General features: G+C 59.0%; 13 protein-coding genes and 1 pseudogene. 7 read left to right on the top strand and 7 right to left on the bottom strand.

Going from position 1 to position 14437, the window contains the following annotated elements; all coding sequences use genetic code 11:
* The first annotated feature begins 7 nt into the window (after positions 1–7).
* The 4 genes from AX768_RS04500 (at position 8) to AX768_RS04485 (ending at position 4290) form a co-directional block, all read left to right on the top strand.
* Positions 8–1183 (top strand): vWA domain-containing protein, encoded by a 1176-nt coding sequence (locus AX768_RS04500; RefSeq protein WP_061998957.1) that lies wholly within the window; start codon positions 8–10, stop codon positions 1181–1183.
* A gap of 106 nt (positions 1184–1289) precedes the next feature.
* Positions 1290–2477 (top strand): benzoate/H(+) symporter BenE family transporter, encoded by a 1188-nt coding sequence (locus AX768_RS04495; RefSeq protein ID WP_061998956.1) that lies wholly within the window; start codon positions 1290–1292, stop codon positions 2475–2477.
* A 276-nt stretch (positions 2478–2753) separates the two neighbouring features.
* On the top strand, positions 2754–3707 hold the full coding sequence (tal, locus tag AX768_RS04490) for a transaldolase (RefSeq protein ID WP_061998955.1): 954 nt from the start codon (positions 2754–2756) through the stop codon (positions 3705–3707).
* 166 nt (positions 3708–3873) lie between these two features.
* Positions 3874–4290 (top strand): VOC family protein, encoded by a 417-nt coding sequence (locus tag AX768_RS04485; RefSeq protein ID WP_061998954.1) that lies wholly within the window; start codon positions 3874–3876, stop codon positions 4288–4290.
* A gap of 17 nt (positions 4291–4307) precedes the next feature.
* Here AX768_RS04485 and AX768_RS04480 read toward each other — a convergent pair whose 3' ends face one another.
* From AX768_RS04480 to AX768_RS04455, 6 genes and pseudogenes are all read right to left on the bottom strand, one after another.
* The gene (locus AX768_RS04480; protein WP_061998953.1) at positions 4308–5417 is read right to left on the bottom strand and encodes an FUSC family protein; all 1110 of its coding nucleotides are present in this window, start codon (positions 5415–5417) and stop codon (positions 4308–4310) included.
* Between the two features lie 124 nt (positions 5418–5541).
* On the bottom strand, positions 5542–7092 hold the full coding sequence (gene mctP, locus AX768_RS04475; protein WP_062000771.1) for a monocarboxylate uptake permease MctP: 1551 nt from the start codon (positions 7090–7092) through the stop codon (positions 5542–5544).
* Entirely contained in the window at positions 7092–7346 is a 255-nt protein-coding gene (locus AX768_RS04470) for a DUF3311 domain-containing protein (protein ID WP_061998952.1), read from the bottom strand. The genes mctP and AX768_RS04470 overlap by 1 nt, the downstream gene beginning before the upstream one ends.
* Positions 7347–7565: 219 nt before the next feature.
* A complete protein-coding gene (locus tag AX768_RS04465) occupies positions 7566–8480 on the bottom strand; it encodes a hypothetical protein (protein ID WP_061998951.1) in 915 nt (304 codons plus the stop codon).
* A complete protein-coding gene (locus tag AX768_RS04460) occupies positions 8477–8950 on the bottom strand; it encodes a DNA-deoxyinosine glycosylase (protein WP_061998950.1) in 474 nt (157 codons plus the stop codon). Before AX768_RS04460 ends, AX768_RS04465 begins: the two co-directional genes overlap by 4 nt.
* A gap of 14 nt (positions 8951–8964) precedes the next feature.
* Positions 8965–9513, bottom strand: a pseudogene (locus AX768_RS04455) (chorismate--pyruvate lyase family protein); the annotation flags it as partial.
* A gap of 123 nt (positions 9514–9636) precedes the next feature.
* On the opposite strand from AX768_RS04455, the gene AX768_RS04450 reads away from it, so the two are divergent.
* Positions 9637–9894 (top strand): hypothetical protein, encoded by a 258-nt coding sequence (locus AX768_RS04450; protein ID WP_061998949.1) that lies wholly within the window; start codon positions 9637–9639, stop codon positions 9892–9894.
* Between the two features lie 90 nt (positions 9895–9984).
* Here the strand turns inward: AX768_RS04450 and AX768_RS04445 are convergent, their stop codons facing one another.
* On the bottom strand, positions 9985–11187 hold the full coding sequence (locus AX768_RS04445) for an Ig-like domain-containing protein (RefSeq protein WP_061998948.1): 1203 nt from the start codon (positions 11185–11187) through the stop codon (positions 9985–9987).
* A gap of 689 nt (positions 11188–11876) precedes the next feature.
* On the opposite strand from AX768_RS04445, the gene AX768_RS04440 reads away from it, so the two are divergent.
* Together AX768_RS04440 and AX768_RS04435 are read left to right on the top strand one after the other, a co-directional pair.
* Positions 11877–13226 carry an MFS transporter gene (locus tag AX768_RS04440; protein WP_082778746.1) on the top strand — a complete coding sequence of 450 codons (1350 nt, stop codon included), beginning with the start codon at positions 11877–11879 and terminating at the stop codon, positions 13224–13226.
* Positions 13157–14368 (top strand): porin, encoded by a 1212-nt coding sequence (locus AX768_RS04435; protein ID WP_082778745.1) that lies wholly within the window; start codon positions 13157–13159, stop codon positions 14366–14368. Before AX768_RS04440 ends, AX768_RS04435 begins: the two co-directional genes overlap by 70 nt.
* The last annotated feature ends 69 nt before the right edge of the window (positions 14369–14437 follow it).

The raw sequence follows: 14437 nt of genomic DNA, 5'->3' as shown, positions 1-14437 counted from the left end.
GCCGGTCATGCTGATCGACTTCTTTTATTCGTTGCGCAACGCCAAGCTGCCGGTTTCGGTCAAGGAATACCTGACCTTGCTCGAAGCGTTGAAGGCACAGGTGATCGGGCCGTCTATCGACGAGTTTTATTTTCTTGCGCGCATGACGCTGGTCAAGGACGAGAAATACTTCGATAAATTCGACCAGGCTTTCGGCACGTATTTCCACGGCATTGCCGCACTCGATGAAACCGCGCTAGACATCCCGCTCGACTGGCTGAAGAAAAAGCTCGACCGGGATTTCACGCCCGAAGAGAAACGGCAGATCGAGGCGCTCGGCGGTATCGACAAGCTGATGGAGCGCCTGAAAGAGCTTTTCGAAGAGCAAAGGGAACGGCACGAAGGCGGCAGTAAATGGATCGGCTCGGGCGGCACGTCGCCCTTCGGCAATGGCGGATTCAATCCGGAAGGCATTCGCATTGGCGGCGACTCCGCTGGAAACCGGAGTGCGGTCAAGGTCTGGGATGAGCGCGCTTACAAGGACTACGACGACCAGGTCGAAATCGGTACGCGCAATATCAAGGTCGCGTTACGGCGGCTGCGCCGGTTTGCGCGCGAAGGCGCCGCCGATGAGCTCGATCTCCCCGATACCATCCGCAGTACCGCCGCAAATGCCGGCTGGCTCGATCTGAAAATGGTGCCGGAGCGCCACAACAATGTGAAAGTCCTGATGCTGCTTGACGTAGGCGGTTCAATGGACGATCACATCAAGCGCGTGGAAGAATTATTTTCGGCGGCGAAATCCGAGTTCAAACATCTCGAGTTCTATTATTTCCATAATTGCGTCTACGATTATCTGTGGAAGAACAACAAGCGCCGGCATGGCGAACGAACTGCCACGTTCGACGTTTTGCACAAGTTTTCGCCTGATACCAAGCTGATCTTTGTCGGCGATGCCACCATGAGCCCATACGAAGTCATGCAACCAGGCGGTTCCGTGGAATATAACAACGCCGAAGCCGGCGCGGTCTGGCTCAGGCGCCTCGCCGACCAGTTTCCGCGTTTCGCGTGGCTCAATCCCGAACCGGAAAGGCTTTGGGAATACCGGCAATCGGTATCGGTCATCCGGCAGATCCTGGGCGGTCGCATGTACGGCCTGACGCTGGCCGGGCTTGAAAGCGCGATGCGTGCGCTTTCCAAATAAATCAAATCGGGTCCCAAGTGGCACGGCCACTTCTTTTCACACTGTCCCTGCCCTTTCAGCCTCTCGGCGCGTACGATCCGCGCGAAACGTCCCTGAGAGGCTTTAAATGAATCCGTCCGCCACGGCTTTGCGGCCATTCGCCGATTCGTCGCTGTCAGCCATGGTCGCGGGATTTGTCGCGATGATGACCGGCTATACCAGCTCCCTCGTCCTGATGTTCCAGGCCGGGCGTGCCGCGCATTTATCCGATGCGCAGATTTCCTCCTGGATCTGGGCGCTCTCCATTGGCATGGCGCTGTGCACGATCGGCCTGTCGCTCAAGTTCCGCGCGCCGATCGTGATTGCGTGGTCCACGCCGGGCGCAGCACTGCTCGTGACGTCGCTGCCGAACGTGCCCTATGCGGATGCGATCGGCGCGTTTATCGTCTGTGCGGTCCTGTTGACGGTTGTCGGCCTGACCGGCTGGTTCGATACCCTCATGCGCAAGATCCCTGCAGGCATCGCGGCGGCTTTGCTGGCGGGCATCCTGTTCGAGATCGGCATCGAAATCTTCAGGGCCGCGCAGTTCCAGACAGCCCTCGTGCTGGCAATGTTCTTCACCTATCTCATCGTCAAGCGCCTCGCGCCCCGCTACGCCATCCTGACGACGCTCGTGGTCGGCATCGTCGCCGCCGGAACGCTCGGCCTGCTCGATTTCAGCCAGTTCCACGTCGCGCTGGCGCACCCGGTCTTCACCATGCCGCACTTCACGTTCGCGGCGGCGGTCAGTATTGGCATCCCGCTTTTCGTGGTGGCAATGGCCTCGCAAAACGTGCCCGGCATCGCCGTGCTGCGCGCGGATGGCTATGACACGCCATCGGCGCCATTGATCGCGACAACGGGCATTGCGTCGCTCCTGCTCGCGCCGTTCGGCTCGCACGGCATCAACCTGGCCGCGATCACCGCCGCCATCTGCACCGGGCCGGAAGCGCACGAGGACCATTCCCGCCGATACATGGCGGCCGTCTGGTGCGGCATTTTCTATCTGGTCGCCGGCATCTTCGGGGCCACCATCGCGGCGCTGTTCGGGTCGCTGCCGAAGGCGCTGGTAGTCTCGGTCGCGGCGCTCGCATTGTTCGGCTCGATCATGAGCGGTCTCACCAACGCCATGCAGGACATTCGCCAGCGGGAAGCAGCGCTTGTCACGTTCATGGTGACGGCGTCGGGGCTCACGCTTTTATCGATAGGATCGGCGTTCTGGGGTCTTGTCGCCGGCATCGTCACGCAGATTGTGCTGAACGCGCGCCGGGCGTAAATTCAGGGTGTCGACGCGAAATGTTCACAGCGTCGGCGTGTAATGGCTTGGTGGACCGTGTGCGCCGCGCCGGAACCTCTGCCAGCTCGGGCACTCGAATTGCAGCGGGAAACACCGACGCCTGCGCCAAATTGCGCAGCAGGACTAGAATGTCACTCTTGTGCGAGACAATTGCCAGAAGGTTTGGCGCCGCGGCATCACGTGCGGTCTCGCAACCTCCTTTCAACGCGGGCAATCCGCATCTTTGACAACGGCACAACGCGCCGAAGACCAGATATGACATCCGCTCTCGACCAGCTCAAGCAATACACCACCGTCGTCGCCGATACCGGCAACTTCCAGCAACTCGGCGAATTCAAGCCGCAGGACGCGACCACGAACCCGTCGCTGATCTTGAAGGCCGTCCAGAACGACGACTACAAGCCGCTGCTCGAAAAGACCGTCAAGGATCACGCGAGCAAGTCTACGGGTCACATCATCGACCAGTTGCTGGTGGCGTTCGGCAAGGAAATCCTGAAGATCGTCCCGGGCCGCGTGTCCACTGAAGTCGATGCACGTCTTTCGTTCGACACGAAGGCTTCCGTCGACAAGGGCCGCGAGATCATCAAGCTGTACGAAGATGCGGGCATCGACCGCAAGCGCATTTTGATCAAGCTCGCGTCTACGTGGGAAGGCATCCGCGCCATGGAAACGCTGCAGAAGGACGGCATCCACTGCAACATGACGCTCCTGTTCGCACCGGTGCAAGCAGCGGCTGCAGCGGACGCGGGCGCGCAACTGATCTCGCCGTTCGTCGGCCGTATTTACGACTGGTACAAGAAGTCGGCGGGCGCGGGCTGGGACGAAGTGAAGATGGGCGGCGCGAACGATCCGGGCGTGCAGTCGGTGCGCAAGATCTACGCGTACTACAAGAAGTTCGGCTACAAGACCGAAGTGATGGGCGCGAGCTTTCGCACGGTCAATCAGATCACGGAACTGGCCGGCTGCGATCTGCTGACCATCAGCCCGGATCTGCTCAAGAAGCTTGCCGAGAGCAATGACAAGGTTGAGCGCAAGCTGTCGCCGGAAGCCGTTGCAAACGACAAGGTCGACAAGATCAACGTCGATGAGTCGAGCTTCCGCTTCCTCCTGAACGACGACGCCATGGCGACCGAAAAGCTCGCCGAAGGCATTCGCGGTTTCGCTGCCGATGCGGTCAAGCTCGAAAAACTGATCGAAGCGCTGAAGTAATTTGGCGGCTGCAATACAGAGACTACGTGTCCAGAAACGGGCGCCGGTGCTATTTCGCCGGCGCCTTTTTTTGTGCAGACCGAGTCGGCACGGGGGTTTTTAGGCCTTGAGCGTGGGCTAGACTTTTGAGGCGGGCGGAGGGCCGCCCATCAATGAAGGAGTGCCAATGCGTCTCGAACCCTACCTGTACTTCAACGGCCGCACGGAAGAAGCGCTCATGTTCTATCAGCACGCGATTGGTGCGGAAACCTTGTCAGTATTGCGTTTCGAGGATTCTCCCGAGAGCGTCAACGCAACGCCCGAATGGAAGCACAAGATCATGCACTCCACGTTCAGGATAGGCTCGAGCATCATCATGGCGTCGGATGGCGTGAACGCAGCACCGCAGGTGTTCTCGGGATTCGCCATCGCGATCGTCGCTGACGACGACGAATCGGGCCAGCGCATGTTCGACGCGTTAAGCGTCGGCGGGAACGTCCGGATGGCCTGGCAACCGACTTTCTGGAGCAGCGGTTTCGGCATGATCTCCGACAAGTTCGGCATACCGTGGATCGTGAGCGTGATGGACGATCTGGGCGGTTGAGTTCTTGCGGCAGCACTTTATCGATGAAACGGTTGCGCACCTTCGAGGTTCCACTGCCGCTCTATTTCAATCAGCCGCAAGCGCAGCCGGTCCACCTGTTCCGCGAGCCGCTTCGCAAGCCAGTACGGGCCCTGCAACTCCGGTGCGAGGTCGGCGGCAATGCCGGCGGTCTGCTCCAGCCTCGCGGCGGCGGCGGGTGACCCGGTCGCCGCATGCAGCAGACCGACACGGCCGAACCGCAACGCACGCGCCATCAGCAACAAGGTATGACGCACGGCGCGCTCTTCGGCGTGACCGCTGGCGGCAAGTCCGGGGGCATTGTCCGGCATAGCGGACGCCATCATTTCCAGCGCGGTGATGATCGAACGATGCTGGCGCTGGATATCCTCCAGAACAGCAAGCGGCGCGTCGATCTCTTTTGCAACCGACGCCAGCAGCGAACGCGATGAAACCAGCCGCGAGTTCATCGTGGCGAACTGCTTCGTCAAGGCCTCAACGGAGATGCGCCGGCCTTCCACGATCGCGCTATAGATCCGTGCGCTGTCGCGCATGTTGTCGGCGAGCCGATAACGCCATGAATACGTGGCGTATTGCGGCAGCACGAACGAGAACGCCAGCGCGATCACTATGCCGATCAGCACGGTCAGGGTGCGCCACAAGCCGACATCGATAGACAGATTCCCGTGCCCCGCCACGATCACCGTGGTGATGCCCGTGAGCAACGCGATATACCCCGGCTTGCCGATGGCGTGATACGCGCACACGCCGGCAATTACAGCCAGCAGCACGAAGGTGATCATGGTCGAGTGGGTGACCGATTGCAGCAGGATCAGCCCAAGCCCGAGCGACGCGCCAAGCAGCGTTCCCACCGCGCGCTCCGCCGCCTTCTTGCGGATATTGCCGTGATGCTGCAAGCCGCCGATCACGACGAGCAAAGTCACCGTGGACCATTCGCCGTGGGGAATATCGATGCCCGACGTCAGCGCAATCGACGCAAGCAGCGCCAGCGCCACGCGCGCCGCGTGGAGGTACTTGGCGTGGCGGTATCGAAAATACGGTGAGCCGAGCACGTGCAGCGTGCGGCGCGTATGGCTCCGGAGGGGCTTCGACGGTTCGGTTGCGGACATGCGGTTCCGGTGAAGAGATGAACAACGCGCTGACGATAACGCTGCAATAAGGCCGCAGCCGGAAAAAGAAAACGCCCGCAACATCCGTTACGGGCGTTTCGCCAACTTTACCGCTAACCCGCGATCAGGTTTCAGCTACATCCAGATAGTCCTCGGGACTCGTCCGGTCATCGGATCGCTTGAGCCCGATCACGCGCACCAGGATGCTGACCACGATCGACACCACCAGGTTCACGACCAGCGCCCACACCGCGGCGTACCCCGGAATAGCGTAGCCGAAAAGGTGGATCGTGAAGATCGACCCGGCCAGTTTCAGCGATACCGCCATCCACGTGCCGGTGGCGATCCCCGCAGCCCAGCCGATCAGCAAACCCCGGTGATCGAGCACACGGGTATAGAGGCCGAGCACCAGCGCCGGCAGCGTCTGGATGATCCAGATCCCGCCGAGCAACTGCAACTGGATAGCGTACGTCAGCGGCAGCGCCAGGATGAACACGACCGCACCGACCTTCACCAGCAGCGACACCAGCTTCGCGACGTTGGTTTCCTGCTCCGGCGTCATGTTCGTGTTCACGAACTCCTTATGCACGTTACGCGTGTACAAGTTGGCGGCCGCGATCGACATGATTGCGGCCGGAACCAGCGCGCCGATACCGATCGCCGCAAACGCAACGCCCACGAACCACGACGGGAAAAAGTGCAGGAACAGAGCCGGGACCGCGAAGTTCGAACCGTAGGCCTTGAAGTACGGGGCGAATTCCGGCATGTCCTTCACACCCGATGCAAGCGCCATGTACCCCAGCAACGCGAGCAAGCCGAGCACCAGCGAATAGGCCGGCAGGAGCGCCATGTTGCGGCGGATCGTGTTACCCGACTTCGACGACAACACCGCCGTCACCGAGTGCGGATACAGGAACAGCGCGAGCGCCGAACCGACCGCGAGCGTGGCATACGCGCTATACCCATTGAGGCTCGATGCATCCGGAGCTTTCAACAGGATCTTCGCCGGATCGACCGCATGGAAGATCGCGCCGAAACCGCCAAGCTGCGCCGGGATGATGATCATCGCCGCGATGATCGTGATGTAGATCAGCACGTCCTTCACGACCGCGATCATGGCCGGCGCGCGCAGGCCCGACGTGTACGTGTACGCGGCGAGAATCGCAAACGCGATGATCAGCGGCAGATCGCCGACAAACCCCTTGGTGTCGAATCCAAGCGCGCCGATCACCACTTCAATGCCGACGAGCTGCAACGCGATATACGGCATGGTTGCGACAATCCCCGTCACGGCAATCGCCAACGCCAGCATGCGGCTGTTGTAACGGGCGTGCACGAAGTCGGCGGCGGTGACGTAGCCGAATTTCTTCGAGATCGACCAGAGCTTCGGGAACACGACGAAAGCAAACGGGTAGATCAGGATGGTGTACGGCAGCGCAAAGAAGCCGGTCGCACCCGCGCCGAACACGAGGGCCGGAACCGCGACGAACGTGTAGGCGGTGTACAGGTCGCCGCCGAGCAGGAACCACGTGACGATCGTGCCGAAGCGACGGCCGCCGAGGCCCCATTCATCGAGCTGACCGAGGTCGGCCTTGCGCCAGTGAGCGGCGACAAAACCCAGGATCGTCACGCCGATGAAGAACAGGACGAAGACGAAGGTTGCGGTGGGATTCATCATCGCGGGCTCCCGGGCGTGAGCTTGGGAGCAGCGTGGATGGGCTTGGTCTTCATATAGACCACGGCCGTGATGACCGCGCTGATGAGCACCCAGAGCAACTGATACCAGTAGAAAAACGGAAAGCCCCAAAGCACCGGTTCGATCTTGTTGTAAAACGGCACCCAGACAACGCCGATCCAGGGAAGTATCAGCAGCCAAAGCCACTGTTTGTTGCGGACCTGACCAGTGGCGGTCACCGCATCTTGAGCCATGACGGTCTCCTCTTTTCTCTTTAAATTGCTGCTGGACTGGGACCTGCGCGGATCTCGCGGCAAGGCGCCAGCCTAATAGCGCCCCGAAATAACACGTGGAGTATATGGACGCCTAAAAGTGGGTCAAGCAGGGCGAACCCGAACCGTAATGGGTAGAGAAAGCATTATGTAATTTTTGCTTTATCGACCGCTGGCAGGGCGGCGGGTTCGCTGCTGGATCTAGATGGAAAAGTTGGGTGTATTGCCGGCTTCAGTACTGATCGACAAGGCCTTGACCCATTGACGCGCGGGCAGCTTCAGTTCCTTTTCGATGAGCTTTGCCCGTTGTTCGAGTTGCGCGTACGGCACATCGAGCGCGGGTCCCGCAAACGCGACGGCAATGCGATTGCCGTCGTGGACTTCGGGCAGCGCGAGCACCCGGCCATCGAAGGCTTCGTTCAGGCGCTTCATGTTGCGCACGAAGCTCGGATGATCGCCGAACAGGTTGACCGTCACCACGCCCGCCGCCGGCGTCAGGCAAGCCCGGCACGCACGATAGAACGCGACGCTGTCCAGCACGGGGCCGCGCGCGGTGGCATCGTAGACATCGATTTGCAATGCGCCGATGCTGCCGTGGTTCGCGGCGTCGTTGACGAAGTCGTAGGCGTCCTGCTCGTGGATGGTGAGGCGCGCGTCGTCGTTGGGCAGCTCGAACATCGTGCGCGCGGCGATCACAACCGACGGGTTCAGCTCGACCGCCTCGACCTTAGCGCGCTTCAGGAACGCGTGCGCGAACTTGGTCAGTGCAGCCGCGCCAAGACCAAGCTGCACCACCCGTTTGGGCGTTTCGATGAACAACAGCCACGCCATCATCTGCTGCGCGTATTCAAGTTCGATGTGATTCGGCTTCTTCAGGCGCATCGCGCCCTGCACCCATTCGGTGCCGAAATGCAGGAATCGCACGCCGCCCTCTTCCGAGAACGTCACGGGCGCGAAGCGCGGTTTGCGAGGTGCATCGATACGGGGCGCGTTTTCAAGGTCGTCATCACGATCGCGCTTTGCGCGCTTGGCCTGCTTTTTATCGTGCTTTTTTTCTTGGCGCTTGCCGCCGAACGCGCGCGCTTCAGCCGACGCGCGTTTGATTAATTGGGTCATTTGAGGATGTCGCGCCAGATGCGCAATTTTTGATCGAACGAGAGGATAGCATTCGCCGGACTCGACGACGGCAGGACCAGGGTTTCGTAGCCTGCCTCGCGGATCACCGGTTCGAAACGCCCTGATGTCTTGCCGTTGAAGCAGAGCTTTTTCAAGCCCGGCGCGTGAAGGCGGAACGAGGCAAAGTCGTTGGGATTCGCGTGGCGGATCGCGGTGTCGAGACTGCCTTCGCGCTCGCACGCCGCAAGCACATCCCACAAGCCGATGCCATGTTCAAGCAGCTTGAGAACGCGCTGATCGTAGGCAAGCTCGTGCAAAGGCTCGCCGATCACCGTTCCGACCAGCCGCCAGAACTGGTTGCGCGGATGGGCGTAGTACTGCGCGGCATCGAGCGACGCCACGCCGGGGAAACTGCCGAGTATGAGCGTGTGCGTATTTTCATCGGCGATGGGCGGAAAGCCTTTCAGCATTCTTCGCAACGCTCGAGGAAAGCCCAGAGCGCGGGCAGGAAGCATTCGGTGACCATCAGCGGCGCACTTTTTCTCACGAACACGGAACGGCGCGCGACGAAGGTAGGGGGGGCTTCATGATGCGTTTGTGTGGCCGCGAGCCTGTAGAGCGGATCACGCGCCGTCACCTTGCGCGACGTCAGCGGCGAGCGCCAGACGCTGCTGTCGCTATATAGAAGTTCGGCCAGCGGACGCGTCCTCAAACGGCGGATCGCTTGCCACACGCCCGAACTGACATTAAGCGGCACGATACTGTGTGCCGCGACGAACGGCACGCCTTCCACGTTAAGCACGACTTCGCGAGTCCATACCGGCGTGCGCGGCGTGATGTTCAACGCGCTGGATTCATCGCGCCAGGGTTGGCTGACGGTTTCGCGGGTGACATCGACGGTGACGGTGCCGAGTGCACGCAGATGTGCAGTGAGCGAACCGCCGCGCGTGAGCCAGTCTTTCTGGTCGACGGTGAACGTGGGAAGCGGACGGATGCGCCAGTTGCCAGGCGCCACAATAAGGGTATTCAGCATGCGCGAGATTATAAAACCACGCGTGTAAATAGGACGAATCGTATAGATGTCGATGTCCGCGACGGGAAGACTGGGGAACCGGCCGGGAAATGGTCGGCGCTCAATCAACCAGAGAGGAAAGACATGTCGGTGAATACAAAGCAAACGTCGAAGGTCGTCGCAACGCTCGCATCGAAGACGTTGCATGATCCGAAAGCGTCGGCCATTGCAAAGAGTCTTGCTGCATCGGCGCTATCGCAAACGCATACGAAGAACCAGACCGGCGCTCAGATGGAGCACAAGGCCTCGCTCGTTCTCCACAGCGACAAATATTCGAAGGACACCAGGACGCTGGCGGCGTCTGTCGTAGCGCAGGCCAACAAGGAGCGTAAGGCCAAATAAGCGAAGCCGTTCCGGGAGCACCCGGAACGGCTTCGTTCAACTCGACACACCTCGCGTCAGCCCTCAGGCAAACGCGAGATAACGATCAAATCAATGTACGACAGCGTGCACGCCTTGCTGAATCAGCAGGTCAGCGTGAGCAGCTGAATTCTGATACACGTTGTACGCCACGCCGCCAACCGAGGCCGTGCCGTGCTCTACCCACGGAGCATCTGCCACGCCCGCCAGCTTTACGTGCGACACATCGACCGTGTCAGCGGACGAGCCATTCACCATCAGTTGCTTGTTGCCGTCGTGCTGGAACAAATCAGCTTGACCAAGGTTCAGCACGTCGACGAGCGACAAGTGCAGCGTGTTTCCATGTCCGCCCAAGTCGAAGGCCTGGACACCCGAAATCTTGGCCGCTGCTGTCTGGCCGGTCAACGAGGTCAGGTCCAGTACCTGGTGACTGCCTTCCAGGTGCATTGTGTGGAGACCCTTGCTGCCTCCTTCGATGTGGGCTGACGACTGCTTGAAGTACGAGTTCGGATCGACGTTCAGGTCGACGTTCTGATGACCAGCCGATGCGACAAACTTGTCATGCAGGCCTACGCTTGCGTCATTCGAGACAGCGGTTACGTCCTGGCTCACGGCGTGAGCGGCGCTGACCAGCGACTGGACCGCGGGTGCAGGCGTTGCATCCACAGTCATCTGCAGGAACAGCGGAACGCTCGTGCCCGATGCGTTCGTCTCCGTGATGCTCAGGTTATGCACGCCGTTGGACAACGTAGGCAGGTCCCACTTCGTGTTGGCTTGCGTCACCACCATCGTTCCGACCAACTGGCCGTTGTCGAACAGGTTCAGCGTGTCGCCAACCGTTGCGCTCAGCACGAGCGACGGATGAGCATCATGCGTCACCTGTGCGATGTCCGCTTCAGCATAATTGCTCACCGAATGATCGATCAAGCCGAGGTATGCCGGTGCGGCCGGACCTGCTGCTACCGTGAAGTTGATGCTCGCCTGTGCGCTGTTGTTGCCCGCTGCGTCGGTGGCCATCAGCGTGAGCTCATGCGCGCCGTTGAACAGGACTGACGGAACGGTCCAGTTCGTGTTCGTCTTGGTGGCAACCATGGTACCGATCAGCGCACCGTTGTCGTACATGCTGTAGGTGGCGCCGGGAATGCTCGCGAAGACGATGCCGGGTGCATCGTCGTGCAAGGTCGAACCGTAACTGAAATCAGCGTAGTTGCTCACCGAGTGATCGATCAGGCCCATGATGGACGGTGTTGCAGGCGTGACATCATTTGTAGACATATTTTTTTACCTCTTAAAGTTAAATCACAAACCGGGACATACAAATCAAATATCCGGTGAAATTTTTCCTACGATTTCGTAAGCCGATCCAATAGGCGGTTTCCGAAACAGAGTGATTGTGTCGATTTGCGATTCAATTAAATACAAGAAGAATCCGAATTTTTGGAAATCGGTCTGTTTCCATAATGCCATTTGGGCAAATCGGATTTCAAAAACCAAACAATCCTAATATCCAATCGGTTGATAGCACCGTCAAAATCGATTGACCAGCACTGCGGCCTTCGCTCTTGTATGTGAAGATAAATAATGAGATAGCCCGATTTCCCATATTCCGGCACACACTGGTTTAAATCGACAAAGGATATAACCTGAAATAAAGTGCATTTGGCTGTCCTAAACAAAGCCCCCAGATCGCGTGAAAAGTAAAAAACTTTATATGGAGGTCGAGCCACCCGGCGTAGATGACGGCGTATCTCGATATTATCGTTACCACATATGGTCCTGGCGACACAAATATCAACGAATTCGACACTGTGTCGCCATTATGTCGTCGCTGCCGGGCCAAGCACCGCTCAGGAGAATGGCGGCGTTATCTCGATTAAGTGACTTCCTCAACACCGGCGCAGCAATATCTCAATATAAACCATTGCTAATTTACATAAATCAAGCAAGATGAGAGGAGCGGTAAAATGAGCCATGAAATTCGGGGTATCAAGCAAAATTCTTTTGTTCCAGATCTTAAGAAGACAGCACAAATACCCCAACAGGCACCAAGCCGGAGACGCTGGCTGATCGCATTGTTATTATTTGTCACCGTAGTAATCAACTATCTGGATCGCAGCAATCTGTCGATCGTGGCGCCCGAACTGATGCGCGAGCTTTCCATCAGTCCCGTTCAGGCAGGCTGGATCTTCTCCGCGTTTGGCTGGACCTATGCCGCCATGCAGATACCCGGTGGCTGGCTGGTCGATCGTGTACGCCCGCGCTATCTGTATGCACTCGCGCTCGCCTCGTGGTCGCTGGCAACGGTGAGCATGGGGTTTGTCGGCAGTTTTGCCGCAATGTTCGGATTGCGACTCATGGTGGGTGCATTGGAAGCCCCGGCCTATCCCATCAACAGCCGCGTCGTCACAACCTGGTTCCCCGAAAACGAACGCGCCTCGGCAATCGGAATTTACACGTCGGGCCAGTTTGTCGGCCTGGCCTTCCTCACGCCCGTGCTGGCCTGGCTACAACATCGGTACGGCTGGCACGCGGTCTTCATCGGAACCGGTCTGGCCGGCATCGTATGGGCCGCAGTCTGGTATGCGGTGTATCGGGAACCAAGGCAGTTCAAAGGCGTGAATCCGGCTGAGATCGAACTGATCAGCGCAGGCGGCGGTCTGGTCGACCTTGGACAGAAGAATTCAACGCAAGCGCCTGGATTCAGCCGGGCTGCGCTTCGAGTCGTATTGAGCAAGCGCAAGCTGTGGGGCATTTACCTCGGCCAGTACGCCGTCAGTTCCACGTTATGGTTCTTCCTCACCTGGTTTCCGACGTATCTGGTGAAGTATCGCGGCATGGACTTCATCAAGTCCGGTTTCCTTACCTCGCTACCATTTCTTGCCGCTTTTTGTGGCGTCATCAGTGCAGGTCTGTTCTCCGACTGGCTGATCCGCAAAGGCGCCAGCGTCGGCTTTGCCCGCAAATTTCCAATCATCTCCGGGCTGCTGATATCGACCAGCATCATTGGCGCCAACTTCACCGACTCCACCGAATGGGTGATTTTCTTCATGGCCGTCGCGTTTTTCGGAAACGGCTTTGCATCCATCACATGGTCACTGGTTACGTCGCTAGCCCCTGAAAAAATGCTGGGCCTCACTGGCGGGGTCTTCAATTTCATCGGCAATCTCGCCGCTATCTCAACGCCTCTTGCCATCGGCTATCTGGCCAACGGCAGCAACTTCGCGCCGGCCATCACGTACGTGGCATGCGTGGCGTTGCTGGGCGCGCTGTCGTACGTCTTTCTGGTCGGCAAAGTGGAACGGATCAAAGCGTAACGGGACCTCATTCACCGAGGCAAGATGTTGCACGCAGGGTAGGGAAAATGAAGATATTCTCGATAACAAGCGCTGCATTTGCAGTGATAGCCGGAGCGGCGCAAGCGCAATCGAGCGTCCAGCTTTATGGCGCTGTGGATATAGGCGTTGACTACGCGAATCATTCAGGTATCCAGAATAGCAGCGTGGTCCGTGTTGATTCGGGCACGCTCTACGGCAACCGATGGGGCATACGAGGAAGCGAGGATCTGGGCGACGGGCTCAAGGCTATATTCACAGCCGAGAGCGGCTTCGCCCTTAACAATGGAGCGAGCACGCAGGGCGGCCTGTTGTTCGGCCGACAGGTGTTTTTCGGCTTGCAGAACCGGTTAGGAAAACTGACGATAGGACGTCAATATACGCTCGATGTAGATCTCGCACCGTACCATGCCAATTTCGCCTCCCGAGCCAACAACTATACAGGTCTCTCCCATTGGGTGGATCGCCTGGCCGATCGCGTCAATAATGCCGTCAAATACCAGACTCCGAACCTGAACGGATTTACCTTCGCCGGTCAATATGGTTTCGGTGGAATCGCCGGCAATGACGCGGCCTTTCGCGTCTTCAACGCCGGGGGCAATTACAGCAACGGACCGGTCGGTTTGGGGGCGACTTATCTACGTATCAACGATGCCAACGGCAACCGACTGACCGGAGTCGCCGTAGTGGACGGGCAATATGTTCTCGGTCCTGCAACGGTGCATCTGGCCTATACAGACACGCGAGGCACGGCAGCCAACACGCTGTGTTTTTCCACCTGCGCAGCCAGACCGAACCAGGTCGTGCGCACCTTCGAGGTCGGGCTCGACTATCAGGCAACGCCAGCGGCCAAGTTCTACACGGGCGGCGCGTACACGCGATTGAACCAAGACCTGACCGGAAACGCTTTCCAGTTCAACCTGTCCGGGTTCCATGCGCTTTCGAAGCGTACCGAAATGTACGCGCTGGCGGGATACACCAGGACCACGGGTCTTGGCGGCTTTTCGCGCGTCATGGTGGGCGCGCCCGACTTGGGGGCAACCGCTTTTGCTTCCAACGCACAAGGCACGCCCGATAACGGCAGCCAACTGGGTTTGCGGATCGGCATGATTCACAAGTTCTAGTGCGTCTGCCCTGCCCCATCCCCGTGGTTGGTGGGACACGCAAAAAAATGCGCCCCGAAGGGCGCATGC

Origin of the sequence: Burkholderia sp. PAMC 28687 (genome assembly GCF_001577465.1) — a bacterium.
Classification (GTDB): domain Bacteria; phylum Pseudomonadota; class Gammaproteobacteria; order Burkholderiales; family Burkholderiaceae; genus Caballeronia.
The sequence above is the reverse complement of the archived record's forward strand: the minus strand, read 5'-3'. Positions and strand labels throughout refer to the sequence as shown.